At 70.8% G+C, this 24,780-nt stretch carries 23 protein-coding genes and 2 tRNA genes; 8 read left to right on the top strand and 17 right to left on the bottom strand.

Annotated elements, in window-relative coordinates; all coding sequences use genetic code 11:
* Positions 1-7: 7 nt before the first annotated feature.
* Positions 8-1,174, top strand: a complete 1,167-nt coding sequence (locus tag ACAX67_RS08700) for an LLM class flavin-dependent oxidoreductase (RefSeq protein WP_370703412.1) — start codon at positions 8-10, stop codon at positions 1,172-1,174.
* Entirely contained in the window at positions 1,171-1,704 is a 534-nt protein-coding gene (locus ACAX67_RS08695; RefSeq protein WP_370703411.1) for a flavin reductase family protein, read from the top strand. Before ACAX67_RS08700 ends, ACAX67_RS08695 begins: the two co-directional genes overlap by 4 nt.
* 1 nt (position 1,705) lies before the next feature.
* On the opposite strand, the gene leuD is transcribed toward ACAX67_RS08695, so the two are convergent.
* Together leuD and leuC are read right to left on the bottom strand one after the other, a co-directional pair.
* Positions 1,706-2,305, bottom strand: coding sequence for a 3-isopropylmalate dehydratase small subunit (leuD, locus tag ACAX67_RS08690; RefSeq protein WP_370703410.1), 600 nt, complete (start codon positions 2,303-2,305; stop codon positions 1,706-1,708).
* 11 nt (positions 2,306-2,316) lie between these two features.
* Entirely contained in the window at positions 2,317-3,726 is a 1,410-nt protein-coding gene (gene leuC / locus ACAX67_RS08685) for a 3-isopropylmalate dehydratase large subunit (protein ID WP_370703409.1), read from the bottom strand.
* A 120-nt stretch (positions 3,727-3,846) separates the two neighbouring features.
* Here leuC and ACAX67_RS08680 point away from each other — a divergent pair, with 120 nt between their 5' ends.
* Both ACAX67_RS08680 and ACAX67_RS08675 read left to right on the top strand, forming a co-directional pair.
* Entirely contained in the window at positions 3,847-4,569 is a 723-nt protein-coding gene (locus tag ACAX67_RS08680) for an IclR family transcriptional regulator (protein ID WP_109696101.1), read from the top strand.
* On the top strand, positions 4,566-5,051 hold the full coding sequence (locus ACAX67_RS08675) for a hypothetical protein (RefSeq protein WP_370703408.1): 486 nt from the start codon (positions 4,566-4,568) through the stop codon (positions 5,049-5,051). Before ACAX67_RS08680 ends, ACAX67_RS08675 begins: the two co-directional genes overlap by 4 nt.
* 122 nt (positions 5,052-5,173) lie before the next feature.
* Here the strand turns inward: ACAX67_RS08675 and ACAX67_RS08670 are convergent, their stop codons facing one another.
* Positions 5,174-5,659, bottom strand: coding sequence for a methylated-DNA--[protein]-cysteine S-methyltransferase (locus ACAX67_RS08670; protein WP_370703407.1), 486 nt, complete (start codon positions 5,657-5,659; stop codon positions 5,174-5,176).
* Entirely contained in the window at positions 5,656-7,128 is a 1,473-nt protein-coding gene (locus ACAX67_RS08665) for an AlkA N-terminal domain-containing protein (protein ID WP_370703406.1), read from the bottom strand. Before ACAX67_RS08665 ends, ACAX67_RS08670 begins: the two co-directional genes overlap by 4 nt.
* 138 nt (positions 7,129-7,266) lie before the next feature.
* Between ACAX67_RS08665 and ACAX67_RS08660 the strand changes: the two genes are divergently transcribed.
* Positions 7,267-7,767: a hypothetical protein gene (locus ACAX67_RS08660; protein ID WP_370703405.1), complete on the top strand. Its 501-nt coding sequence runs from the start codon at positions 7,267-7,269 to the stop codon at positions 7,765-7,767.
* Here ACAX67_RS08660 and ACAX67_RS08655 read toward each other — a convergent pair.
* From ACAX67_RS08655 to ACAX67_RS08625, 7 genes are all read right to left on the bottom strand, one after another.
* On the bottom strand, positions 7,712-9,388 hold the full coding sequence (locus ACAX67_RS08655; RefSeq protein ID WP_370703404.1) for an alpha/beta fold hydrolase: 1,677 nt from the start codon (positions 9,386-9,388) through the stop codon (positions 7,712-7,714). The genes ACAX67_RS08660 and ACAX67_RS08655 overlap by 56 nt on opposite strands.
* Before the next feature lie 112 nt (positions 9,389-9,500).
* Positions 9,501-9,573: transfer RNA gene (locus ACAX67_RS08650), tRNA-Glu, on the bottom strand.
* Between the two features lie 105 nt (positions 9,574-9,678).
* Positions 9,679-9,750 (bottom strand) — tRNA-Gln (locus tag ACAX67_RS08645).
* Between the two features lie 57 nt (positions 9,751-9,807).
* Complete coding sequence (locus tag ACAX67_RS08640) at positions 9,808-10,773, bottom strand: CPBP family intramembrane glutamic endopeptidase (protein WP_370703403.1); 966 nt, start codon at positions 10,771-10,773, stop codon at positions 9,808-9,810.
* Positions 10,760-12,202, bottom strand: coding sequence for a glutamate--tRNA ligase (gltX, locus tag ACAX67_RS08635; RefSeq protein WP_370703652.1), 1,443 nt, complete (start codon positions 12,200-12,202; stop codon positions 10,760-10,762). The genes ACAX67_RS08640 and gltX overlap by 14 nt, the downstream gene beginning before the upstream one ends.
* Positions 12,203-12,291: 89 nt before the next feature.
* Positions 12,292-13,116 carry a fumarylacetoacetate hydrolase family protein gene (locus ACAX67_RS08630; RefSeq protein WP_370703402.1) on the bottom strand — a complete coding sequence of 275 codons (825 nt, stop codon included), beginning with the start codon at positions 13,114-13,116 and terminating at the stop codon, positions 12,292-12,294.
* Positions 13,117-13,177: 61 nt separating this feature from the next.
* The gene (locus tag ACAX67_RS08625) at positions 13,178-15,523 is read right to left on the bottom strand and encodes a CARDB domain-containing protein (RefSeq protein ID WP_370703401.1); all 2,346 of its coding nucleotides are present in this window, start codon (positions 15,521-15,523) and stop codon (positions 13,178-13,180) included.
* 116 nt (positions 15,524-15,639) lie between these two features.
* On the opposite strand from ACAX67_RS08625, the gene ACAX67_RS08620 reads away from it, so the two are divergent.
* Positions 15,640-16,473, top strand: coding sequence for a 3-methyladenine DNA glycosylase (locus ACAX67_RS08620; RefSeq protein ID WP_370703400.1), 834 nt, complete (start codon positions 15,640-15,642; stop codon positions 16,471-16,473).
* Here the strand turns inward: ACAX67_RS08620 and ACAX67_RS08615 are convergent.
* The 6 genes from ACAX67_RS08615 to ACAX67_RS08590 form a co-directional block, all read right to left on the bottom strand.
* Complete coding sequence (locus ACAX67_RS08615) at positions 16,463-16,711, bottom strand: hypothetical protein (RefSeq protein ID WP_370703399.1); 249 nt, start codon at positions 16,709-16,711, stop codon at positions 16,463-16,465. The genes ACAX67_RS08620 and ACAX67_RS08615 overlap by 11 nt on opposite strands.
* Before the next feature lie 105 nt (positions 16,712-16,816).
* Complete coding sequence (locus ACAX67_RS08610) at positions 16,817-17,455, bottom strand: AmiS/UreI family transporter (RefSeq protein WP_370703398.1); 639 nt, start codon at positions 17,453-17,455, stop codon at positions 16,817-16,819.
* A gap of 13 nt (positions 17,456-17,468) precedes the next feature.
* Positions 17,469-18,704: an acyl-CoA dehydrogenase family protein gene (locus tag ACAX67_RS08605; protein WP_370703397.1), complete on the bottom strand. Its 1,236-nt coding sequence runs from the start codon at positions 18,702-18,704 to the stop codon at positions 17,469-17,471.
* A gap of 20 nt (positions 18,705-18,724) precedes the next feature.
* Positions 18,725-19,675, bottom strand: a complete 951-nt coding sequence (locus ACAX67_RS08600; RefSeq protein ID WP_370703396.1) for a MetQ/NlpA family ABC transporter substrate-binding protein — start codon at positions 19,673-19,675, stop codon at positions 18,725-18,727.
* A gap of 40 nt (positions 19,676-19,715) precedes the next feature.
* A complete protein-coding gene (locus ACAX67_RS08595) occupies positions 19,716-20,387 on the bottom strand; it encodes a methionine ABC transporter permease (RefSeq protein ID WP_370703395.1) in 672 nt (223 codons plus the stop codon).
* Positions 20,384-21,388 (bottom strand): methionine ABC transporter ATP-binding protein, encoded by a 1,005-nt coding sequence (locus ACAX67_RS08590; protein WP_370703394.1) that lies wholly within the window; start codon positions 21,386-21,388, stop codon positions 20,384-20,386. The genes ACAX67_RS08595 and ACAX67_RS08590 overlap by 4 nt, the downstream gene beginning before the upstream one ends.
* A gap of 224 nt (positions 21,389-21,612) precedes the next feature.
* On the opposite strand from ACAX67_RS08590, the gene ACAX67_RS08585 reads away from it, so the two are divergent.
* Both ACAX67_RS08585 and ACAX67_RS08580 read left to right on the top strand, forming a co-directional pair.
* Positions 21,613-23,268 (top strand): APC family permease, encoded by a 1,656-nt coding sequence (locus tag ACAX67_RS08585; RefSeq protein WP_370703393.1) that lies wholly within the window; start codon positions 21,613-21,615, stop codon positions 23,266-23,268.
* A gap of 10 nt (positions 23,269-23,278) precedes the next feature.
* Positions 23,279-24,778, top strand: a complete 1,500-nt coding sequence (locus tag ACAX67_RS08580) for a flavin-containing monooxygenase (RefSeq protein WP_370703392.1) — start codon at positions 23,279-23,281, stop codon at positions 24,776-24,778.
* Positions 24,779-24,780: the final 2 nt, after the last annotated feature.

Here is a 24,780-nt window from a genome sequence, read left to right as displayed (position 1 = left end):
CCCTCCCATGACCCTCACCTTCCACTGGTTCCTCCCGACCAACGGCGGCGACGGCAGGCACGTCGTCGGCGGCGGGCACGGCCTCGCGCCCGGATACTCCGGCCGGCCCGGCGACATCGCCTACCTCACCCAGGTCGCGCGTGCGGCCGAGGACAACGGCTTCGAGGCCGCGCTGACGCCGACCGGCGCCTGGTGCGAGGACGCCTGGCTCTCGACCGCGATGCTCTCGCGCACGTCGGACCGGCTGAAGTTCCTCGTCGCGTTCCGCCCCGGCCTGGTGGCGCCGTTCCTGGCGGCCCAGATGGCCGGCACCTTCCAGAACCTCACCGGCGGGCGGCTGCTGCTCAACGTCGTCACCGGCGGCGAGGCGCACGAGCAGCAGATGTACGGCGACTTCCTGGACAAGGACGGCCGCTACGCGCGGTGCGACGAGTTCCTCGAGGTCGTGCGCCGGCTCTGGTCCGGGGAGACCGTCGACTTCGACGGCGAGCACCTCTCCCTGCGCGGCGCGTCGCTCGGCCAGGTCCCGGACCCGGTGCCCGCCATCTACTTCGGCGGGTCGTCGCCCGCCGCCGGCCGGGTGGCCGCACGTCACGCCGACGTCTACCTGACCTGGGGCGAACCGCCCGAGGCAGTGGCGGAGAAGATCGCCTGGATCCGCCGGCTGGCCGAGGAGGAGGGCCGCGACCCCGAGCGGCCGATCCGCTTCGGGCTGCGGATCCACACCATCACCCGCGACACCTCCACCGCGGCCTGGACGGAGGCGGACCGCCTGCTCGCGCAGATCCCGGCCGACGCCATCCAGCGGGTGCAGGAGGGGCTGCGGCGCAGCGAGTCCGAGGGGCAGCGGCGGATGCTGGCCCTGCACGGCGGCAGCGTCGACAACCTCGAGGTCTACCCCAACGTGTGGGCAGGGATCGGGCTCGTGCGCGGGGGCGCCGGCACCGCGCTGGTCGGCAGCCACGAGGAGGTCGCCGACCGGATCCAGGAGTACGCCGCGCTCGGCATCGAGGAGTTCGTGCTCTCCGCCTACCCGCACCTCGAGGGCGCGTACTGGTTCGGCGAGGGGGTCCTCCCGATCCTCGCCGAGAGGGGACTGTGGAAGGACCCGCGTCCGCAGCGGCACCACAACGTCGCCGTACCCTTCGCGAGCACGGGGCGGGCAGCGTCGTGATCAGCAGGCGCAGCGCGACCCTCACGGGCGTCGTCACCAACCAGGACCTCGACCCGCGGAGGTTGCGCGAGGCGTTCGGCAGCTTCCCCAGCGGCGTCGTCGCGGTCGCGGCCGAGGTCGATGGCGAGCTCGTCGGGCTCGCGGCGAGCTCGTTCACGTCCGTGAGCCTCGACCCGCCGCTCGTGTCGGTCTCCCTGGCCAACACGTCCAAGACCTGGCCGGACCTGCGCCGCGCCGAGCGGGTCGGGCTGACGGTCCTCGCCGAGCACCACGGCGAGGTGTGCCGCCAGCTCGCCGGCCCGGTCGAGCGCCGTTTCGACAGCGTGCCGGTGACCGTCAGCGAAGCCGGGGCCGTCACCCTCGACGAGGGCGTCGCGCGGTTCGACTGCTCCGTGTACCGCGAGGTCGACGCCGGCGACCACACGATCGTGCTGCTGCTGCTCCACGCCGTCGAGCACGGCGCCGGCAACGGCGAAGGCGCCCCGCTGGTCTTCCACCGGAGCGCCTTCGGCCGGATGGCCGTCGTCTAGGTCACGCGTGCTGCGTGGCGGGCTTGAAGCTCGGCCGCGTCGCCTCGAACGCCGTGATGTCGGCGTCGTGGCCCAGGGTGATGCCGATGTCGTCGAGGCCCTCGAGCAGCCGCCACTTCGTGTAGGGGTCGATGTCGAAGGAGTCCTCGACCTCCCCGCCCGGCGTCTTCACGGTCTGGCTCTCGAGGTCGACGGTGATCTCACCGCCCGGGTTGTCGTCGAGGTAGTCCCACAGTGCCTGGACCACCTTCTCGTCGACCTGGCCGGCGACCAGGCCGGCCTTTCCGGAGTTGCCGCGGAAGATGTCGGCGAAGCGCGCCGAGAGCACGACCTTGAAGCCGTAGTTCTGGAGCGCCCACACCGCGTGCTCGCGCGAGGAGCCGGTGCCGAAGTCGGGGCCGGCGACGAGCACGGAGCCCGCCTTGTAGGCGTCCTGGTTGAGGACGAAGTCCGGGTCGCTGCGCCACGCGGCGAAGAGCCCGTCCTCGAAGCCGGTGCGCGTCACCCGCTTGAGGTAGACGGCCGGGATGATCTGGTCGGTGTCGACGTTGCTGCGCTTGAGCGGGACGCCGACGCCGGTGTGGGTGGTGAACTTGTCCATCGTTCTTCCCTTCAGGCCAGCGGGGCGAGGTCGGCGGGCGCGGACAGCGTGCCGCGTACGGCGGTCGCGGCCGCCACGGGCACGGACACCAGGTGCGTGCGACCGCCCTTGCCCTGCCGGCCCTCGAAGTTGCGGTTGGAGGTCGAGGCGCTGCGCTCCTGGGGAGCGAGCTGGTCGGGGTTCATGCCGAGGCACATCGAGCAGCCGGCACCGCGCCACTCCGCACCGGCGTCGACGAAGACCTGGTCGAGACCCTCCTCGATGGCCTGGTTGCGCACGCGCACCGAGCCCGGCACGACCAGCAGGCGGGTGCCGTCGGCGACCTTGCGACCCTTGATGATCTCGGCCGCAAGGCGCAGGTCCTCGATCCGGCCGTTGGTGCAGGAGCCGACGAAGACGGTGTCGACCTTGATGTCGCGCATCGGGGTGCCGGCCTCGAGGCCCATGTACTCCAGCGCCTTCTCCGTGGCGACCTTGTCGTTGGCCTCCTCGAAGTCGTCAGGGCTCGGCACCGACGCACCCAGCGGCACGCCCTGGCCGGGGTTGGTGCCCCACGTGACGAACGGCGTCATCGTGGTCGCGTCGAGCACGATCTCCTTGTCGAACTCCGCGTCCGCGTCGGTGACCAGCGTCTTCCAGTGCGCGACCGCCGCGTCCCAGTCGGCGCCCTTCGGCGCCTCGGGCTTGCCCTCGATGTAGTCGAAGGTGGTCTGGTCGGGCGCGATCATGCCGGCCTTCGCGCCCCATTCGATCGACATGTTGCAGACCGTCATGCGGCCCTCCATCGAGAGCTCCTCGATGGCCTGGCCGCGGTACTCCACGATGTAGCCCTGCCCGCCACCGGTGCCGGTGTGGGCGATCAGGGTGAGGACGAGGTCCTTGGCAGTGACGCCGTCGGGCAGGCTGCCGTTGACGGTCACCGCCATCGTCTTCGGCTTCGCCTGCGTCAGGGTCTGGGTCGCGAGCACGTGCTCGACCTCGGACGTGCCGATGCCGAAGGCGATCGCGCCGAACGCGCCATGGGTGCTGGTGTGGCTGTCACCGCAGACGATGGTCATGCCCGGCTGGGTGAGCCCGAGCTGCGGGCCGACCACGTGCACGATGCCCTGCTCGACGTCGCCGAGCGGGTGCAGCCGCACGCCGAAGTCGGCGGCGTTCTTGCGCAGGGTGTCGACCTGGGTCTTGCTCACCGGGTCGGCGATCGGCTTGTCCCAGTCGAGGGTCGGGACGTTGTGGTCCTCGGTCGCGAGGGTCAGGTCCGGCCGCCGTACCTTCCGGCCGGCGAGGCGCAGGCCGTCGAAGGCCTGCGGGCTGGTGACCTCGTGGATGAGGTGGAGGTCGATGTAGAGGAGATCGGGCTCCCCTGCGACTGACCGGACGACGTGCTCGTCCCACACCTTCTCCGCCAGGGTCCTACCCATGACCTCGCTCCTTGTCCTCGTCGTCGTGGCGACCGGGGGCGACGGATCTCGTCGGCCTCACGGCTCGCTGTGATGCAGCCTACGCTTGCATCCCATGATCTGAGATGAGAGTATCGGCATATGGACAACTCGAGCGGCGTGGGCGTGCTGGACAAGGCAGCCCTGGTTCTCACGGCCCTGGAGTCCGGGCCCGCCACCCTGGCCGGACTGGTCGCCGGCACCGGACTGGCGCGTCCGACGGCCCACCGGCTGGCGGTCGCGCTGGAGCACCACCGGCTCGTCGCCCGCGACATGCAGGGACGGTTCGTGCTCGGCCCGCGCCTCGCGGAGCTCTCCGCGGCGGCCGGCGAGGACCGGCTCCTCGCCACGGCGGGCCCCGTGCTCGCCCGGCTGCGCGACATCACCGGCGAGTCCGCCCAGCTGTGGCGACGCCAGGGCGACCACCGCGTCTGCGTCGCCGCCGCCGAGCGTCCCTCGGGCCTGCGCGACACCATCCCCGTCGGATCGCAGCTCACCATGCGCGCCGGCTCGGCCGCCCAGGTGCTGCTCGCCTGGGACGACCCCGACCGCATCCACCGCGGCCTGCAGAACGCCGCGTTCTCCGCGGCCGAGCTGTCCGCGATCCGTCGCCGCGGATGGGCCCAGTCCGTCGGTGAGCGCGAGCAGGGCGTCGCCTCGGTCTCGGCACCCGTCCGCTCCCCCGGCGGCAAGGTCATCGCCGCCGTCTCCGTCTCCGGACCCCTCGAGCGGCTCTCCCGTCAACCCGGCCGGATGCACGCGCCCGCCGTACTCGCTGCCGCGGAGCGGCTCTCCGAGTCGCTGCGCCGCGCTGCGGCGGAGTGAGCCCCCAGGAGTACGTCGACGCCACCGGCCACCGGATGGCCGCCGACGGCTGCGAGGTCGGCCCCGACCGGGTCGGCCCGATGCAGGCGCTGGTCGGCGTGCGCAAGGACTTCATCGCGCTCGCGATGTCGCGCCTGCACCTCGTCACGGCGGTCGGGCAGTTCCCGGAGGTGACGCCCGCGGAGGTGGAGGGCTTCAGCCGCGACGTCTCGGCGTACGCCAGGGCGCGCACCGGTGCGCTGCTCGGCCTCCAGAGCGGGGTCGGCGCGTTCGCGGTGCTCGTCACCACCCAGGTCACGCCCGAGGCGGTCGCCGCCGCCACGGCCAAGCCGCGCCTCGAGTTCGCGACCGAGGTCCGCCCCGCGGTCGTCGACCTCACCACCGGCGCCGTGCACGCCTACACCGGGTCCAAGCTCGTCGGCGCCGCCCTCAACGGCCACCTGCGCCGCAAGCTGCGCCTGTACGTCGCGCCGCCGTCCTGACGGGCCGGCCGCGGCTCGTGACGGCCGGGCTGGGACGACGAAACTGTCGCTGGGACGACGCAATTGCAGCGTCCCAGCAACAGTTTCACCGTCCGGACGGTGAAACTGTCACAGCGCCAGCCTCAGAAAAGCGCGTCCTGACGCTCGATGTCCAACAACAGCTGCTTGCGCTGGATGCCACCCGCATAACCCGTGAGCGTCCCGTCGGCACCGATCACGCGGTGGCACGGGATGACGATCGGGATCGGGTTGGCGCCGTTGGCCAGCCCGACGGCGCGGGAGGCGGCGTTGGTCTTGCCCAGGCGCGCGGCGATCTCGCCGTAGGACGCGGTGGAGCCGTAACCGATCTTGGTGAGCTGCTCCCACACCGCGTGCTGGAACGCACTGCCGGTGGGGGCGAGCGGGAGGTCGAAGTCGGTGAGGTCACCGGCGAAGTAGGCGCGCAGCTGGCGAGCCGCCTCGAGCAGCAGCGGGTCGTCGTCGGACCGTACGCCGCGCGGGCGGCCGTCGGAGTCGCGGAAGGGCGTGAACTCGATCTGCGTGATGGCGCCGTCGCGCTCCACGAGCCGCAGCTCGCCGATCGGTGAGTCGATCACGGTCCAGGTCATGACTTCTCCTCCAGTGAGGTCCACAGGTGTAGCAGGGCATAGGAGCGCCACGGCGCCCAGGTCGACGGGTCGGCGTCGGGGGCGCCCAGCGCCGCGAGGGCGTTGCGCACGCCGACGTCGGTCGGCAGGAAGACGTCGGGGTCGCCGAGCACCCGCAACGCGACGTAGTCGGCGGTCCACGGGCCGATGCCGGGCAGGGCGAGCAGGCCGGCTCGCACGGCCGCCCGCTCCGGTCCGCGGTCGAGCGGGACCGAGCCGTCGGCGACCGCCGCAGCCAGGCCCGTGAGCGCCCGACCGCGCGCCCGCGGCATCGGCAGCCGCTCGGGGTCGAGAGCTGCGACGGTCGCCGCGTCGGGGAACAGGTGCGTCAGGCCAGGGATGTCGGTCTCGATCGGTCGCCCGTGCTCGGTCACCAGCCGGCCGGCGACGGTGCGGGCACCGGCCACGCTGACCTGCTGCCCCAGCACCGCCCGCACCGCGAGCTCGGCGCCGGCCACGTGCCCCGGCACCCGCAGACCCGGGCGGAGCCGCACCAGCGGTCCGATCAGCGGGTCGCCCGCGAAGTGGTCGGCCACCGCGATGGGATCGCAGTCACCGTCGAGCAGCCGCCGCACCCGGGCGACCGCCGCAGCCGTGTCGCGCAGGTCGTGCAGCACGAAACGGGCCGGGACGAGGGCGGTCTCGCCCTCGGCGACGACGTCGCGCAGCTCCACGCGGACGGTGCCCGGTCCGTGCGGGAGGTCGAGCGTCCGCGCGTACCACCCCTCCCCCGCGACCTCGACACCCTCGACCGCCCGCAGCGCGAGGAAGCGCAGCAGCTCGGCGCCCGCGAACGGGGTGCGTACGGCGAGCCGCAGCTCGATCGCGCCCGGCGTCCGGACGCCGCCCCGCCGCCCGCGCAGCTCGCTCGGCGTAGCGGCGTAGACCTCGCGGATCGTCTCGTTGAACTGACGCACGCTCGCGAACCCGGACGCGAAGGCCACGTCGGCGAAGGACAGGTCGGTGGTCTCTACGAGCACCCGCGCGGTCTGGGCGCGTTGCGCCCGGGCGAGGGCGAGCGGTCCGGCACCGAGCTCGGCCGTCAGGACCCGCGAGAGGTGGCGGGACGTGTAGCCGACGCGGCGCGCGAGCCCGTCGACGCCCTCCCGGTCGACCACCCCGTCGGCGATCAGCCGCATCGCCCGACCTGCCACCGTCGCCGCGACGTCCCAGTCGGGGCTGCCCGGCGTCGCGTCGGGCAGGCACCGCTTGCACGCGCGGTAGCCGGCGGACTGGGCGGCCGCGGCGCTGCGGTGGAAGGAGACGTTCTGCAGTGCGGGCGTCCGCGCCGGGCACGACGGCCGGCAGTAGATCCCGGTCGTGCGCACTGCGATGTAGAAGACGCCGTCGAAGCGACGGTCGCGCGACTTCACCGCGGCGTAGCAGGACTCGGTGTCCATGCCGGGGATCGCGACGGGGAGTGTGCTCATGACTTCATCCTGTACGACGACACCGACATCTTCTCGCGGAAATCGGACATCGCCGTCGCGGCCGGTCGGCGGCGTGCCGAAGCGCGCATGCGACGCGATGTCCCGCATACCCGGGTGCGCGTCTGCCACCCTGAGCCCATGGTGGACAACCCGATCGAGCTGCTGATCCGGTCGCAGCAGGTGGCCGTCAAGCTGGCGGCCGACACGCTCCGCACGGTGACCAGCGCAGCGGTCACCGGCGTCACCCAGCCCGACGAGCTGGTCCGGCAGGTCGGTGACCTGGCCGGGGCCGTCGCGAGCATGGCCGGCGCGATCACCGGCATCGCGGGCGCCACCGCACAGCCGCTCCAGGACTTCATCGTGCGCCAGCGCGAGCTCGCGGACACCGTCGCCACGCTCGCCGACGCCCAGGCCGACCTCGCGGCCGTCGTCGCGAAGCTCGCCGAGCGGCACGCCGAGGCGGTCACCGCGCTGGAGAACGTCACCGCACCGATCTTCACGCTCGTCGGCACCGACCCCACTCCCCCGAAGACCCGCGCGGCCCGCGTGCGTCAGAGCGAGGTCGCGACAGCCGCCAAGAAGGTCAGCGCGGCCAAACCGCCGTCGAAGGCACGGACCTCCAAGCCCAAGGCGACCTGACGCAGCCGCCACAGCCGCGCTGCTGGCGGACCGGCGTGAAGTCGACCCGCGGCAGGCCGGCGAGGCACGAGGTGTCCGGGCTCGCCGAGGGATCGTCGAGGAACTCGGTCGCGATCGCCCGCGCGCAGTTACTGCCGTTGGTGTAGCTCGCGAGGGAGAGGTGCGCCGCAGCCGGCAGGACGACGTACGTGCTGTTGCTCAGGCCGGGCAGCATCGGCCGGACCATCCGTGGCGGCGTCCCGATGTCGAAGCGGTTGCTGAGCACCAGCGCCGGGACGTCGCTCTCGACGAGCTCGTGCTGGCGGTGTCCTGCGCGACCCACCGGCCAGTGCCGGCACCCGGCCGGCGATCGGGGATCGCCGTAGCCCCGGGCGAGATCGAAGCCGTGACGCAGGATGCGCGGCCCGAACGCCTGGGCCGCCCGCGCCGCCGCCACCCGGTCGGCATGGGTGATGAAGCTGACGTAGTCGCGGCAGACGTAGGACTCGGTCTTGCCCTGCGCGACGAAGTCGTTGTCGTGGGAGTTGGTGATCGGGCCGGTGCCCAGGAGGCGGCGGTACATCCGCCAGAGGTGGCCGTGCGCAGCCCTCCAGGCATAGTGGAGGACGCCCTGCAGGTGACCCACGTGACCACTGTCGCCGGGGTAGATGAACGAGATCGCATCGGTGTAGATGCTCGCTCCGTCGATGAGGAGGGTGACCGGCTCGGGTCGCATGCGGGGCACGGTGACGAGGGCCGGGTCGCGGTTGAGCTGTCGCGCCTTGGCCTCGAAAAGCCGCCGGACGTGCGGGTACCTCGCCCGGCACTGCGCATCGGCGTGGCAGCCGGCGAACACCCGGTCGAGGACCTCCACCGAGCCGACGAGGTAGTCCAGGCCCCACTCCGCGTTGGGCGCCATCCCGGAGTCGACGATGACGCTGCGGATCCCGTCGGGGAACCGCCGGAGGTAGGTGAGTCCGACGGTGCCGTCCGCCGACGCCGCGAGCAGGTTCCACTGCGGGTAGCCGAGCGCGTTGCGCAGGCTCTCCAGGTCGTCGGCGCTCTCCCGCGAGTTGTAGGCGGCGAGGTCGATGCCGCGGTCGGTGTAGCGCTGCCAGCACCGGTCGAGGGCGTGCCCGAAGATCCGCGGCGCCTCGTCGTTGGCGAACCTGCCGGCGTAGAACGCCAGCACGTTCGCCCGGTCGAGCTCACGACAACCCAGCCGCGGTCGGGAGATCCCGGTGCCACGGGTGTCGACGAGGACCAGGTCGTGCTCCTCGGCCGCCGGCCAGTCCGCGAAGTAGGCACCGAGCGCGAAGTCGGAGATCGCGCCGAAGCTCGGCCCCCCGTCGAGGAAGACGATCGGCTCGCCCGGGTCGGGCGCGGTCGCGTGCACGACCGCGGCGGCCACGCGGATCGTCCGCCCGTCCGGGTCGTGCCTGTCCTCCGGCACGACGACGTAGCCGCAGTCGACGTCGCGGTCGGCCGGGAACGTGTCGTCCGGGCAGGTCATCGCGTGGAAGGTGGGCCGCGCACTGACCTCCCCGGCCGCGGCGCCGTGGTCCGAGACCGCCGGGAACGCGAGTGCCACGGCCGCGATCGATCCACCGAAGAGGACTCGCTGCGGTCGTCCGCGGCTCATGGAGCCATGATCGTCCCGGCACCACCGCGGCGCATCCGCCGAAAGGATGCATCGCTCACGGACGTGGAGAACGAGTGAGGCCCGGATCTCAGGGAGATCCGGGCCTCATCTGTACCCCCGACCGGATTTGAACCGGCGTTACCGCCGTGAGAGGGCGACGTCCTAGGCCGCTAGACGACGGGGGCAACTGCTGTCCGGCCTTGCGGCCTTCCAACGAGAGAGAACTCTAGCGATCTGCGTCCGGACCGGCCAAATCTCGGCCGTTTCGGAGCCGCTCGGATGAGCTCTCGCTGGTCTACTAGGACTCGAACCTAGACTAACTGGACCAGAACCAGTCGTGCTGCCAATTACACCATAGACCACTGTTTCGACCCCTTGCTGCACCGCGTGCGATGCGGCTCGGGAGCCGACGGGAAACCTTACACGCGGGGTCGCGGGCGCTCCAAAACGCCCGGCTCGACGGTTGCTCGCAGGCCCGTCCGGCGGTGCATCCAGAGCACCAGGGCGAGGTAGCCGAGGTTCTGGACGAGGGTCCCCGGCAGCAGCCACCAGGTGCTGATGTCGGGCGTGACCGCTCCCGTCAGGTCGCCGAACAGCAGGGTGAGCCCGAAGGATGCCCAGTTGTTGACCACGTGCATCGCGATGCCCGCCTCGAGGCCCCCGGTCAGCACGACCAGCACACCCGCGACGAGCCCGAAGGTCAGCCGGTCGACGAAGACCGGGGGGTCCTGGGCCCCGTGGGCGAGCGCGAACGCCACCGCCGGTACGGCGACCGCGACCGCCGTGCCGATGCGGCCGTGCAGCACGCCGCCCAGGCTCTGCGTCAGGTAGCCGCGGAAGGCGAACTCCTCCCCCGCCGACTGCAACGGGACGAGGAACACGATGATGACCGCGAAGGCCAACGACTTGCCGGTGAGGTCGTTGACGGAGTCGTCGAGGGTCACCCCACCCCGGTCCGGCAGCACCGCAGCCACCAGGACCGCCGCGAGGATCGCGACCACCGACAACCCGATGCACGTCACCAACCAGCGCCAGCGGATCGCCGCCACCACCGACAGGGCCCAGCTGCCCCTCACCTCCTGCACGAGGTGGGTGACGAGCAGGACCGTCGGGATCGCAGCGGCCCACGTCAGACTGACGATCGTCAGCCCGGCAGGGGTCAACGGGTCGAAGTCGGCATCGCCGAACGGCTCGCCGAGGCCGGCGTAGACGCCCGCGAGGAGCGTCGGCACGATCGCGAGCACGACGACGACCGCCACCAGCACGCCGAGCAGGGTGCGCGGCCAGCTCGCCCGGCCCAGCCGGTGCAGCGCGGGATAGCGCAGCGGCATGCCGGCACCGGCACCGGCACCGGCACCGCCACCGACGACGTCAGCCGAGGGCACGTCGCAGCCGCCCGATGCTGCGGTCGCGGCCGAGGAGCTCCATCGACTCGAAGAGCGGCGGGGAGACCCGTCGCCCCGACACCGCCACCCGCACCGGACCGAACGCGTTGCGCGGCTTGAGCCCGAGCCCGTCGACCAACGCGGCCTGGAGAGCCGCCTGGATGGCCTCGGTCGACCACGGGTGCAGGTCGACGAGCGCGTCGTGTGCTGCGCGCACGACGTCGAGCCCCGCCGCGTCGAGGAGCTTCTCCGCGTCGGTCGGGTCGAGGGCGAAGGCCTCCTCGTCGACGAAGAGGAACCCGAGCATGCCGGGCGCCTCGGTCAGCTTGTTGATGCGCTCTGCGACGAGCGGCATCGCCAGCTCGAGCAGCTGGGCGTCGGCGTCGTGCACCGGGTCGCCGACGACGCCGGCGGCCTTGAGGAACGGCAGCGCACGATGGGTCATGTCCTCCACCGTGAGCAGGCGCATGTGGGCGGCGTTGATGGCCTCGCACTTCTTCAGGTCGAAACGGGCCGGGTTGGCGTTGACGTCCTTGATGTCGAACGCGTCGACCATCTCCGTGAGCGAGAAGACGTCGCGGTCGGCGGCGATCGCCCATCCCAGCAGCGCCAGGTAGTTGAGCAGCCCCTCGGGCAGGAAGCCGTTGTCGCGGTAGGCCAGCGCGTGCGCCTGCGGGTCGCGCTTCGACAGCTTCTTGTTGCCCTCCCCCATCACGTAGGGCAGGTGGCCGAAGCGCGGGGTGAAGTCGGTGATGCCGAGCTCGATCAGCGCGTCGTAGAGCGCGACCTGGCGCGGCGTCGAGGACAGCAGGTCCTCCCCGCGCAGGACGTGCGTGATCTCCATCAGGGCGTCATCGATCGGGTTGACCAGCGTGTAGAGCGGGTCACCGTTGGCGCGGCACAGGGCGTAGTCGGGGACGTGCTCGCTCTCGAAGCTGATCTCGCCGCGCACCAGGTCGTCCCACGTGATCGTGCCGTCGGGCATCCGGAACCGCACGACCGGCCTGCGGTCCTCGGCGACGAACGCCGCGACCTGGTCGTCGCTGAGGTCGCGGCAGAAGCCGTCGTACCCCATCACCTTGGAGCCCGACGCCTTGCGGCGCGCCTCGACCTCGTCGTTGGTGCAGTAGCAGTCGTAGGTGTAGGACGACGCCCTCAGCTTGTCGAGGGCGTCGGCGTAGAGGTCGCCGCGCTCGCTCTGGCGGTACGGCGCGTGCGGCCCGCCGACCTCGGGGCCCTCGTCCCAGTCGAGGCCGAGCCAGCGCATCAGCTCGATGATCGAGTCGTAGGACTCCTGGGTGTTGCGCGCCGTGTCGGTGTCCTCGATGCGAAAGACGAAGGTGCCGCCGTGGTGGCGCGCGAAGGCCCAGTTGTAGAGCGCTGTGCGCACCAGGCCGACGTGCGGGCTGCCGGTCGGGGAAGGAGCCATCCGCACCCGGACGGGGCGGCTGTCGACGGGGGCGTCGGTCACGGTGTCTCTCTCAGTCTGTTCTGGTCGGGTCTGCTGGGCCGGTCCGGTCAGCGCCGGGCCACGGTGTTGGTGAGGGCGCCGAGGCCCTCCACGAACACCTCGACCTCGTCGCCGACGTCCATCGCACCGACGCCCTCGGGCGTGCCGGTGAGGATCACGTCACCGGGCAGCAGGGTCATCGCCGCGGAGATGTAGGCGATCAGGTCGGGGATCTGCCAGGTCATGTCGGCCGTCGTGCCGTCCTGCACGACGTCACCGTTGACGAACGTCTGCAGCCGGCGCCCGTCGGCGAAGGCCTGCGGGTCGAGGTCGTTCTCGATCCAGGGGCCGAGCGGGCAGAAGGTGTCCATGCCCTTGGCGCGCGCCCACTGGTTGTCGCTCTTCTGCAGGTCCCGTGCCGTCACGTCGTTGGCGATCGTGTAGCCGAAGATCACGTCGGTCGCGAGCTCGGGCGGCACGTCGCGGCAGATCCTGCCGATCACCACCGCGACCTCGCCCTCGTAGCTCAGGTGCTCGGACTGGCGCGGGTAGAGGATCGCGTCGCCCGGGCCGATCACGCTGGTGTTGGGCTTGAGGAAGAGCAGCGGCTCCGTGGGCTGGTCGCCGCCCATCTCGGCCGCGTGGCGGGCGTAGTTCTTGCCGACGCCGACCACCTTGCTGCGCGGCAGCACCGGCGCGAGCAGCTTGACGTCGGCGAGCCGGTGCTCGCGCTCGAGGAGCTTGATGCCGACGTAGAGCGGGTCGCCGGCGAGCTCGACGATCACCGCGTCGTCAGCGGGCTGGCCGTACTGGTCGAGGTCGCCGGTGACGATGCCGTACGCCGGCTCGCCCGCTCCGTCTCCCCTGTTGGCCGAAAATCTCGCGATGCGCACCCGGTGAGCCTATCCATCGCTGGACGGCCACCGGGTGCGCGGTGCGGGTGCCTGGCCGGGATCAGTAGCCGGGCGTCAGGCTGGATGTGAACGAAAGGTCGATCTCGTCCTTGAAGGCGCCGAACTTGCCACCCGCCACGTTGGCCGTCGGGCCCACACGCCATCCGGTGTCGACGAGGTCGCCCCGCTGGTCGACCTTCACGTAGATGCCTGACTTGAAGCTGGCGTCGGCGATACCGCCGGGCAGCTTTCCGCCGCCCTTGACGCCGGCCCAGACCGACACGTTGCCAGTACGGAAGTCGAACTTGACGTCGACGAAGACGTGAAGGAGCGGGATGATCTCCTGCGAGAACCCCTGCTCGATCTTCTCGCAGTTCACGCTGAGCGACGTCGGTCCCAGAGTGGCCTTCACCTTGATCGCCTTGAGCGGGCCCTCGCAGAGCCCGGGCGAGGCTGCGGTGACGTCCGCGGGCGGGTTGAGGATCTCCGGCGGAAGGTCGTCGACGCAGTGGTCACGGTGGACCTTCTCGTTGAGGGTCCAGTGCTGCCCCTGCTGGACCAGGAACGCATAGGTGCTGCGTTCGAGGGCCTCGACCTGGACGAGCCCCAGCCGCTGGGCCTCCTCGTCGAGGAGGTTGGCCGCCACCCCGGTCATCCGCTTCGACAGCAGCCGGAAGTAGGTGTTGGCCTTGGTCTGCGCCTGCCGCATCAGCGACACCCACTCGTTGTGGGCGGAGGTGAGTGCCGGCACGCAGGTGCGGTGGATCTCCTTGTCGAAGCAGTTCGGGTCCTGCGAGCCCTCGCACGTGGCGAACGCCCGGTCCTGGAGCGTGCCGTAGGTGTACGGCGCCTCGCCCGTGCCGCCTCCGAAGAACTCCTCGTTGTGCTCGACCAGCTTGTCGATCTGCTTGACCAGCGCGTCGTAGGCCGTCTCGACCTCACCCTCCTCACCGGCGCGGTAGAGCAGGGTGAGCAGCCCCTCGCGACGGTCGATCTCCGCAGGCGTGCGGGCGTCGTCGGTGTCGCGCAGGTGCTGGCGGATCCGGTCGTACTCCTTGTTGTTGGCGTCGATCTCGCCGAAGAACCCCTGCGCGATGCCGTCGTAGACCTCGTACATGTCCACCCCCTGCGACGGGGTCTGGGCGAGAGGAAGCTGGCGCAGTGGGACCTCCTCGCCCCGAGTGATGTCGATCTCGGGGTCGGGCCGTACCGGCTCCTCCGTCGGCGGAGTCTTCGGCACCTCCTCGTCGGAGCGCTGCCGGCTGCGTCGGATGTAACGCGCCGCGATCGCGTCCTTGCCCTTGCACGCCGCGACGGTGGCCAGTCCCGCGTCAGCCTCCGAGAGGATCGGGGCGAGCTGCTTGGCGCTCGTGAAGAGTCGTTCCGCCGCGTCCAGCCGGCCGGTCATGACGAGGGCCTGACCGCGGACCACGGCGGCCGTGGCCTCGTGCGGGATGCCCAGGGGCGTGCGGAGGAAGTCCTTCCCGACCGCCGCGTCGAGGAAGGCGAGGGCCTGGTTGGGGAGGCCGACCGACGTCGCGATGGCGGCCGCGTTCACGAGGTGTGTCCCGCGGCTGGGCTGCAGCCGGTAGGCCTCGAGCAAGGCGGCGAGCGCGAGGCCCGGAGAGCCTCCGGTGACGGCCGCTGCCGCCGTGTTCTGCGCCTCCTCCGCAGTGTCGACGAGACCGGAGGAGCGAAGCTGCTCGATGCCACCTGGCGCCTTGTCCTCCAGGAACGCCTGGGTGCTCTTGAGCGCGGTGGTGAGCGAGTAGCTCTTCACCGGGTAGGTGCTCTTGCAGAAGATCTTGACGAATTGCAGCGCCGAGCTCTCGTCGTCGGGCCAGGAGAAGGTGTCGGCGAAGGTCTGGAGCGAGAGGTCCTCGCTGCCCGGCACCTCGGTGATCGTGACGGGCTTGGTCGCCGCGGTGCAGTTGTCGCCCTCGTCGGACTCCTTGACCTTGCCGTGGTCGTCGGCACACACCAGGACCTTGTAGTCGCCGGCGGGCAGGCCCACCGGGACGGTGAAGGTGATCGACCGGCTCGTGCGCTTGGCGCCGGGGGCGAGCGACTTGATGCTCGCCGCGCCGTCGAGGCGCAGGTCGGTGACGGACGAGCGCGGGTCGGTGTGGCTCGCCCTGCGCTCGGCGAGGCTCCCGGCGACGTCGGTGGTCAGGTAGACGCGGGTGGTGCTCGCACCGGCCTTGCGGCGGCCGCGGTTCTGGACGGTGTGCGTGACGGTGAGCTCGTCGCCCTCGACGACCGTGGTCTTGTCGACCGTCGCCTTCGTGACCTTCAGGTTCGCCTTGGCGGCTGCCTGGGCGGTGGCGGGCGGGGACACGAGCAGCGCCGCAACGAGGGCCGCCGGCACGGTGGTGAGTGCGGCGGCACGCAGGGCTCGGGTGTTCACGGGTGGAACCTTTCGGTGGGGGTCGGTGTGCCCACGCTCCCGCCCACCGCTTGGGTGCCACTTGAGGGCGACTTGAGTGCGGGCTCCGCGCCGATCTCCACCTACGCTTGCTGCCCATGGAGAGCTCGACCGTCGACGCGCTGCCGCAGGAGGCATGGGCGGCCGCCGCGGCTGCGCACGAGGAGCGCATCGACCGCTACGTCGCGCCGCACCTCGCGCGGCGCGCCGCAGGTCTCCAGCACCCGGTCTTCGACTTCCTCTTCACCTACTACTCGTTCCGGCCGGCGCAGCTGCGTCGATGGACACCCGGCTTCGGTGTCGATCCCGACGTGACCCCGGAGCACGTCGCGTCGCAGCGGCCCCTTGTCGAGGCGCTGCACCGGCTGCTCAGTGCGACCGCGCGGCGCGCCGGCAGCTTCGGCTGCTTCGGCCTCCACGAGTGGGCGATGGTCTACCGGCTCTCCGGCGACGAGACCCGCCACGCCGCGTGGCCGCTGCGCCTCGGGCCCGCCGGCACCGACGCCGTGGTCGAGGGCCACCGCATCGCCTGCTCGCACTTCGACGCCTACCGCTTCTTCACCACGCCGGCGCGCCCGCTCAACACCCTCTCCCCCGGCCGCGACGACCGGTCGTCGTACGAGCAGCCGGCGTGCCTGCACGCCGGCATGGACCTCTACAAGCACGCCTTCCGGCTCTGGCCGATGGTCTCCTCCGACCTCGTGGCCGACTGCTTCGAGCTCGCGTGGGACATCCGGGTGGTCGACATGAGGGCCGCGCCGTACGACCTCGCCGACCTCGGCCTCGACCCCATCCGCATCGAGACGCCTGACGGCAAGCAGGAGTACGTCGCCGCCCAGCGCGCCTTCGCCGAGCGCGGCGCGCCGCTCCGAGCGCGCTTGGTCGAGGAGTGCGCGCGCCTGCTCGAGGTCGCGACCAGCCTCACGACCTGATCGCGACGGTGCCGAGCCCCGCGACGAGGAACAGCAACAGCCCCGGGATCACGAGGAAGAGCACCATCCCCCAGAAGACACCCCACGCGATGGTGCTGACGGTGGTCGGCGGTGTCGGGAAGTAGGCCTGGTACTCGCCCGTCCACTTCTGGCCGTCCCAGAAGCCGATGGTGTTCACCAGGTCGGAGCACCGGTACCAGCCCGGCTTCATCGTCTGCGTCGACTGCGACTGCGTCATGGTCCGACGCTAGGGCCACCCGAGGCACCAGATGCGCCATTTGGCGCACCATCGAGGCGCGTTTCATGCCCGCACGGTGCCGGGCCTGGTGACGGTGCGGTGACGTCAGGCCGACACGGGCACCCGCACCTCCGCCGGAGCGGAGGTCGCGGTGGGCGCGGGTGCGGGCTTGCGGGCAGCGACCGCGGCGAAGGCGACCAGACCCAGGAAGGCGCTGGCGGCGACCTCGCCGGAGGTGACCCGGTCCCACTCACCGAGGAGGATCACGAAGCCGGGCACGGTGCACGTCGTGAACGCCTGGATCAGCGTGAGCCAGCCCGCGGCCGCGGTGAGACGGGCGACCCCGAGGGCGAGGACGACCCAGAAGACCGACCAGAGCACCGACCACTGCAGCCAGAGCAGGCCCGACGGGGTGTCGTCGAACCGCACGATGTTGACCACCCCGAAACCGGCGGCGACCACGGCGACCCAGAGGGAGTACCACCCGAGCCCGCTGGCGTCGTACCCCTTGAGGTTGCCGATGCCGACGTAGAGGTAGGTGAACCCGAAGAGGAAGATCCCGGCGGCGCTGAGGATCTGGTCCGGCGTGGTGGCGTGGCTGATCAGCCAGAACGGGATCGCCGTCTGGAGGCCGCCCACGAACAGGTTGAACACACCCGCGCTCTTGGGGTCGACCTTGCCGAGGAACAGCAGGCCGTTGACGAAGAGCACGGCGCCGACGAAGAGGAGTCCGACCGATGACATGTCCGTCCCCCGCTCAGAAGTAGGCGTTGGCCGGGAAGGCCACGCCGTCGACGACGTTGGCGCCGATGGCGGTCGCCTTGAGGAACGTCGGGTTGTGGGTGGAGATCGTGCGCACGTTGCGCCAGTGGCGGTCCAGGTTGTACGCCGCCTGGGTGGCCGACGTGCCGCCGACGTCGAACAGCTTCGCGGCCGTCGCGTAGGAGAACCGGTCGACCGCGACCTTGGCCTGGGCGGCGGCCAGCTGGGCGGCCTCGGCCGCCTCTGCCGTCGGCACGCCGTCCACGACCGAGTCGGCCGCCACCTGGAGCGCCTCGGCCGCCCGCAGCACGATCGCCTCCGCCGCGAACGCGTCGGCCGAGATCTCGCCGATCACCTGCAGCACCTGCGGGTCCTCGGTCGGCGCCTGCGGCGCGTTGGCGTGGCTGTAGCTGCGCGCCCGGCGCTTCACCAGGGCGACCGCGTCGTTGCGCACGCTGCGCAGGACCCCGGCCGTGACGGCCTGGAGGTAGAGCTGCAGGAACGCGCCCTGGTAGCCGGGCACCGGTTCGCCGTCGGGCTCGCCGAGGTCGAAGAACTCCCCCGCCTCCACGCGTACGTCGTCGAGCTGGGTCGTGCCGGTGCCGGTGAGCCGCTGACCGAACCCGTCCCAGTCGTCGAGGATCGTGACGCCCTCGCGGTCGACGGGGATCACCGCGCCCGCGATGCGATCGTCCGGAGCAGCCGCCCAGATCTGGGTGTAGTCGGAGTAGATGCTGCCGGTGGAGTAGAACTTCGTGCCGTTGAGCCGGTAGCCGCCGTCGGGCTCCGGCGTGAACGCCGTGTCGAAGTAGAGCCCTACCGGCTTCCTGCTCTGCTCGCTGAAGCCGTTGCCGACCAGCCGGTTGTCCACCGCGAGCGCGAGGCGGGCGCGGAACGACGGGTCGTCGATGCTCTGCAGGTGCTGCTCGACGAACCAGTAGTGCGTGCGCAGGATGTGCGCGGCGTTGGAGTCGGCCTCGGCGAGGTCGATGAGGGCGGCGAAGAACTGCGGCAGAGTGAGGCCGGCGCCGCCGTCCTCGACCGGGATGCGGAGCCGGCCGAGGCCGGCTTCCTTGATCCAGCCGATGACCTCGTGCGGGGCGACACGGTCGCGCTCGCGCTCGCCCGCCCCAGCGGCGATGCGCTCCAGGAGGGCGGTCCACGCGGGCGTGCCGGGGCGGACGACCTCCGTGGCTGCGGTGGTGGTGGCGGGAGGGGTCTGGACGGTCATGAGGGTTCTCCTTCGGTCGTTCACTCGTCGGACACCGGCGCGAGCTGCCCGGTGAGGTTGGGGTCGTCGTTGTCGGCCAGGTAGTCCTGGACGCGGGGGTCGAAGAAGATCTCCTTCAGCTTCTCGACCTGGGGGTCGTCGACGTACGCACTGCCGACGACGAGCTGGCCGGCGAACTCCTTGGGTGCGTCGGGCTCGTAGATGCGGTCCTCCTCAGGAGTCCCGGCGTCGACGAAGGACATGTTGTAGTCGATGACCGCGTCGACGGAGTCGAGCGTGCGCGGACCCGCGCCGTACTCCATGGAGGTGAACGTGTAGCCGCCGATGTTGTCGGCGATGTCGGCCTCGGTGGCCTCCCACGGGTTCACGCCGTCCTTGAAGGTCAGCTTGCCCGCCCGTTCGAGGATCCAGAGCGCCTGCGCGGTGTTGGCGGGGTCGTTGAGCAGCGCGATGTCGGCGCCCTGCGGCAGGTCGTCGATCGAGTCGTACTTCGACGAGTACATCGAGTAGGACCACTGGAAGACCGGGCCGAGCGCCGTCAGCCTCATGCCGGTCGAGTCCGTGACCTGCTGCAGCCAGTGGCTGTGCTGGTAGATGTTGGCGATGTAGTCGCCGTCGGCGGTGGCCTGGTCGAGCTGGTTGCCGTCCTCGATGCCGACCGGCTCGATCGTCACCCCGTGGTCGGGGGCGATCTCCTTGTCGAGGTACTCCAGGAAGGCCTGCTCGCTCGCGCTGGAGGCCTGGTACGCGATCTTGAAGTTGTTGCTGAAGTGGCTGCCGTCGACGGCTTCGGCATCGGCGCCTCCGCCGTACTTCAGCCACAGTCCGACAGCGACCGCGAGCACGATGACGACGACCCCGAACGGGACCAGCCAGCGGCCCGGACCGCGTCCGAGGTCGATGTCGTCGCGGTCGTCCGGCGCGCGGTGCTGGCCGCCTGCCTGTTGGTCGGGCTGGTGGGTGGTGGACATGCTCGTGCCTTTCCTTCGTGGATCTGGGGAGCTCGGGGGATCAGTGGGTGAGAGCGCGGACGAGTCGGTCGCCGCTGAACTGGATGGCCTGGACCATCGCGACGAGCACGACGATGCAGGCGACCATCACGTGGTCGTCGAAGCGGCGGTAGCCGTTGTTGACGGCGAGGTAGCCGATGCCACCCGCGCCGATGGCACCCGCGATGGCGGAGTACTCGACCATCGCGATGACGTTGAGGGTCAGACCTGCGGCGAGACCGGGGAGGGCCTCCCGGAGCTGGATCCCGCGCACGATCTGCCAGCGGGTCGCTCCGGTGGCGAGCCCGACGTCGAGCAGGTCGCGGGGCACCTCGCGCACCGCCGACTCGGTGAGCCGGGCGAAGAACGCGACACCCGCGATCGACATCGGGATCAGGGCGGCCTTGAAGCCGATCGTGGTCGAGAAGACCAGCTTGGTGACCGGGATGACGGCAGCCATCAGCACCAGGAACGGCAGCGACCGGCCCAGGTTGGCGACCCAGCTGATGGAGACGTTGACCACGCGGTGGGGCGTCAGTCCGAGAGGTGAGGTGTTGAAGATGAGCAGGCCGAGCGGTCCGCCGAGCAGCACCACGACCGTCATCACCAGCAGGACCATGCGGATCGTCTCGCCGACCGCGGGCAGCAGCAGGTCGTCGACGTCCGGCCACGGCGTCGAGAGCAGAGGGGTCACGCGGCGGACTCCGTCCGGTCGCCGGCGACCGCGTGCAGGGCGGTCACCGGCTCCGCCGCGACGCCGTACGTCGCCAGGACCTCGACCACGCGGCGCTCCTCCAGTCGCGGGTCGAGCCCCACGGTCAGGCGTCCGACGGAGGCCGCACCGGAGTCCTCGACGAGCGCGGCGAGGACCGCGACCTCACCCAGGTCTTGGGCGGCCCGGCTCAGCCACACCGGCGAGACCGCGTCGCGGTAGCGCAGCGTCCAGAGCCGCCGCCCGTCGACCGCCGACGCCGGCGGCATCGGCAGGAGGGCCCGCGAGAGCGGCGAGTCGCTGCGTCGTACGACGTCGGCGACCGCGCCCTCCTCCACGATCCGGCCGTGGTCCAGCTGGGCGACCTGGTCCGCGATGCCGCGGACGACGTCCATCTCGTGGGTGATCACCAGGATCGTCACGCCGAGGTCGTCGCGCAGCTCACGCAGGAGGTCGAGGATCGCCCGGGTGGCGTCGGGGTCGAGACCGGAGGTGGCCTCGTCCGAGAGCAGCACCGAGGGCTGCAGCGCCAGGCCTCGGGCGATCCCCACCCGCTGCCGCTGTCCTCCGGACAGCTGCGACGGGTAGTGGTTGGCCCGGTGGAGCATCCCGACGCGCTCCAGCAGGTCCCCCACCCGTCGCCGGACCTCGGCGTCGGGCAGTCCTTGGTGGCGCATCGGCAGGGCCACGTTCTGCGCGGCGGTGAGGCGACGCAGCAGGTTCGCCGACTGGAAGACCGTCCCTATCTGCTGGCGCGCGTGCCGCAGCCGCTTCCCGGACAGCGCGGTCAGCTCCTGTCCGCTCACGACGACACTGCCGCTCGTGGGTCGCTCGAGCAGGTTCACGCAGCGTGCCAGCGTGCTCTTGCCCGCGCCGCTGGGCCCCACCACGGCGGCGATCCGGCCGGCGTCCACGGTCAGGTCGATATCGTCGAGCACGCGCGTCGCGGCATAGTCCTTGGTGAGTCCGGAGATCTCGATCATCGTGTCCCTTGCGATCGACGTCCTGGAAGGTTTCCCCCAAACCTTTCTAACTCGACTAACTTTATAGACTTTGAGTGGCGGTGCGAGGGTCGCAGGTCACATTCCGCGATCGGTTCGACCGATCCCGCTATCGGCCCCGGTTATCCGTCGCCCCCTCGGGTACCGACGTCCGTCGGACGAGAGGAGCCGTCATGGCGACGACTGAAGAAGCACCATCCCGGGAAGTGCCCCACTCCGACAACAACCTCAAACGACACGTCGGCGTCGTGGGCCTTCTCTTCGCGAGCGTCGGCTCGATCATCGGATCGGGCTGGCTCTTCGGAGCGCTGAACGCATCGGTCGAGGCCGGACCGGCCGCGATCATCTCGTGGGCCCTCGGCGGCGTGCTGATCCTGCTGATCGCACTGGTCTACGCCGAGCTCGGCACGATGTACCCGCTGTCCGGAGGCGTCGTGCGCTACCCGCACATGTCCTTCGGGTCGTTCGCGAGCTACACCACGGCCTGGATCACCTGGGTCGCCGTCGCCACGACGGCCCCCATCGAGGTCGAGGCGGCGCTCCAGTACGGCACGAAGTACGCGCCCTTCACCCACGAGCACATCGTCGACGGCGAGCCGGTGCACACCCTGACGACGCTGGGCTACGGCAGCGCCGTGGTGCTGATGGCGATCTTCGTCGCGGTCAACTACTTCGGCGTGCGCTGGTTCGCGCGGATCAACAACGTGCTGGTCTGGTGGAAGCTCGCGATGATCGTGCTGGTCATCGGCGCCTTCATCTTCACCGCCTTCCACGCCGGCAACTTCACCGACCACGGCTTCAAGCCCAACGGCGTGCACGGCATCTTCACCGCGGTCGCGACCTCGGGGATCGTGTTCTCCTACCTCGGCTTCCGGCAGGGCATCGAGCTGGCCGGCGAGACCGACAACCCCCGCCGCAACGTGCCCCTCGCGGTCATCGGGTCGGTGCTCATCACCGGCGTCCTCTACATCGCGCTGCAGGTCGCCTTCATCGGAGCCCTCGACCCGAGCATCCTCGACAAGTCCGGCGGCTGGGCCAACCTGACCTTCGCCAACGACTTCGGTCCGCTCGCGGCCGTCGCGACGCTCCTGAGCCTCGGCTGGCTCGCGGTGCTGCTCTACGTCGACGCGATCGTCTCCCCCGGTGACACCGGACTGATCTACACGACGATCACGGCGCGGATCTCCTACGCGGCGGCCAAGAACGGCAACGCCCCGCAGAAGCTCGCCAGCACCACGGACCGCGGCGTGCCCCTGGTCAGCCTGGTGCTCGCCTTCGTCATCGGGCTGATCGTCTTCCTGCCCTTCCCGAGCTGGCAGCAGCTGGTCGGGTTCATCACGTCGGCGACCGTGCTCTCCTTCGCGTCGGGCCCGTTGGTGTTCGCCGCGCTGCGCAAGCAGGTGCCGGACGCCGAGCGACCGTTCCGCCTCCCCGGTGGGCACCTCATCCCGGTGCTGGCGTTCTTCGGCTCCAACCTGATCATCTACTGGTCGGGCTGGGACATCGTGTGGAAGCTGATGGTCTCGGTCCTCATCGGCTTTGCGCTGCTGGGCATCTTCGTGCTCACCGGCCAGGTCAAGCTCCCCGACCTCGACTTCCCGTCCGGCGCGGCCTGGTTGCTCCCCTGGCTGGGCGGCATCACGCTGCTGTCCTACCTCGGCAACTTCCCGGAGGAGCCGCGCAAGGGCAACCTCGGGTGGCTGAACTTCGAGACGTCGGTCGGGTTGATCTTCGTGTTCTCGATCGCCATCTACCTGATCGCCTACGCCGCACGCCTCTCCCCCGAGGCGGCCCAGGGCCACATCGACGCCGTCAGCGAGGAGGCTGCGGTGGAGGAGGAGGAGCTCGGCGCGAGCCACTAACCTGGCCCGCATGAGTCACGTCCACGACGCGGTCATCGTCGGCGCCGGTTTCGGCGGCATGGGCGCAGCGATCCAGCTGCGCCGGATGGGGTACGACGACCTGGTGGTCCTCGAGCGCGAGGACGACCTGGGCGGCACCTGGCACGTCAACCGCTATCCGGGCCTGGCCGTCGACATCCCGTCGTCGACGTACTCCTACTCCTTCGAGCCGAACCCGCACTGGTCGAGGCTCTTCGCACCCGGCGCGGAGCTGAAGGCCTATGCGAGCCACGTCGCCGACAAGTACGACATCCGTCGCCACATGCGCTTCGGCGCTGTGGCGACGGGTGCGCGCTGGGACGAGGAGGCATCCGTCTGGGTCGTGACGATGGTCGACGGCACCGAGGTGCGCGGGCGGTTCCTGCTGACGGCGACCGGCTTCCTCTCCCAGCCGAAGATGCCCGACATCGCGGGGATCGACGGGTTCGCCGGCGAGGTCGTCCACACGACCGCCTGGCGCGACGACGTGGAGCTGCGGGGCAGGCGGGTCGGGATCATCGGGACGGGCGCGACCGCCGTACAGCTCATCCCGAAGCTCGCGAAGGTGGCCGAGCACCTGACGGTCTACCAGCGCACGCCGATCTACGTGAGTCCGAAGATCGACGGCAAGGTCCCCGGGCCGGTGCGCGCGGCGTTCGCGAAGGTGCCGCTGACCCAGCGCGCCACGCGGCTGGTCGGCACCTCGATCCTCGAGGTGATGATGGTCGCGGGCGTGCTGCACTACCGGAACCTGCCCTGGGCCAACGCCATCGGCAAGGCCGCCTGCGAGCGGCACCTCCGGCGCCAGGTCAAGGACCCGGAGCTGCGGGCGAAGCTGACGCCCGACTACGACTTCGGCTGCAAGCGGCCGACCTTCTCCAACACCTACTACCCGACGCTCACCCGACCCCACGTCGACCTCGAGACCACGACGATCGACCATGTCGACGCCGCCGGCATCGTCACCACCGACGGCCGCCGCGCCGACCTCGACGTGCTCGTGCTCGCCACCGGCTTCAACCTCTGGGACGCGAACTTCCCGGCGATCCAGGTGGTCGGACGCGAGGGCCGCGACCTCGGGCAGTGGTGGCGCGACAACCGGTTCTGCGCCTACGAGGGCATCTCGGTGCCGAAGTTCCCCAACTTCTTGTCCCTCAACAGTCCCTACTCCTACTCGGGCCTGTCCTACTTCACCACCATCGAGACCCAGATGGCCCACATGGAGCGGCTGATCGGCGCGATGCAGGCAGAGGGCGCGGACGTGTTCGAGGTGACGGAGGAGGCCAACCAGGACTTCCTCGACCGGATGACGGCGCTCCTGGGCAACTCCGTCTTCAACGCCGGCAGCTGCGCAACCGCGCGCAGCTACTACTTCAACCAGCACGGCGAGGCCGTGCTGCTCCGGCCGACCTCGACCATCAGCGCCCACCGCGAGGCGGCGCGCTTCCCCCTGGACGACTACGAGCTGCGTCGCGCGCCCGTCCCTGCCTGAGC

It is taken from the genome of Nocardioides candidus, from assembly GCF_041321175.1.
GTDB lineage: Bacteria > Actinomycetota > Actinomycetes > Propionibacteriales > Nocardioidaceae > Nocardioides.
This window is presented reverse-complemented; position numbering and strand designations above follow the sequence as displayed.

Coding starts and splice junctions, on each gene's coding strand:
- ACAX67_RS08700 (WP_370703412.1), top strand. CDS start 8: ATGACCCTCACCTTCCACTGGTTCCTCCCGACCAACGGCGGCGACGGC.
- leuD (WP_370703410.1), bottom strand. CDS start 2,305: ATGGACAAGTTCACCACCCACACCGGCGTCGGCGTCCCGCTCAAGCGC.
- leuC (WP_370703409.1), bottom strand. CDS start 3,726: ATGGGTAGGACCCTGGCGGAGAAGGTGTGGGACGAGCACGTCGTCCGG.
- ACAX67_RS08680 (WP_109696101.1), top strand. CDS start 3,847: ATGGACAACTCGAGCGGCGTGGGCGTGCTGGACAAGGCAGCCCTGGTT.
- ACAX67_RS08670 (WP_370703407.1), bottom strand. CDS start 5,659: ATGACCTGGACCGTGATCGACTCACCGATCGGCGAGCTGCGGCTCGTG.
- ACAX67_RS08665 (WP_370703406.1), bottom strand. CDS start 7,128: ATGAGCACACTCCCCGTCGCGATCCCCGGCATGGACACCGAGTCCTGC.
- ACAX67_RS08660 (WP_370703405.1), top strand. CDS start 7,267: ATGGTGGACAACCCGATCGAGCTGCTGATCCGGTCGCAGCAGGTGGCC.
- ACAX67_RS08655 (WP_370703404.1), bottom strand. CDS start 9,388: ATGAGCCGCGGACGACCGCAGCGAGTCCTCTTCGGTGGATCGATCGCG.
- gltX (WP_370703652.1), bottom strand. CDS start 12,202: ATGGCTCCTTCCCCGACCGGCAGCCCGCACGTCGGCCTGGTGCGCACA.
- ACAX67_RS08620 (WP_370703400.1), top strand. CDS start 15,640: ATGGAGAGCTCGACCGTCGACGCGCTGCCGCAGGAGGCATGGGCGGCC.
- ACAX67_RS08615 (WP_370703399.1), bottom strand. CDS start 16,711: ATGACGCAGTCGCAGTCGACGCAGACGATGAAGCCGGGCTGGTACCGG.
- ACAX67_RS08610 (WP_370703398.1), bottom strand. CDS start 17,455: ATGTCATCGGTCGGACTCCTCTTCGTCGGCGCCGTGCTCTTCGTCAAC.
- ACAX67_RS08605 (WP_370703397.1), bottom strand. CDS start 18,704: ATGACCGTCCAGACCCCTCCCGCCACCACCACCGCAGCCACGGAGGTC.
- ACAX67_RS08600 (WP_370703396.1), bottom strand. CDS start 19,675: ATGTCCACCACCCACCAGCCCGACCAACAGGCAGGCGGCCAGCACCGC.
- ACAX67_RS08590 (WP_370703394.1), bottom strand. CDS start 21,388: ATGATCGAGATCTCCGGACTCACCAAGGACTATGCCGCGACGCGCGTG.
- ACAX67_RS08580 (WP_370703392.1), top strand. CDS start 23,279: ATGAGTCACGTCCACGACGCGGTCATCGTCGGCGCCGGTTTCGGCGGC.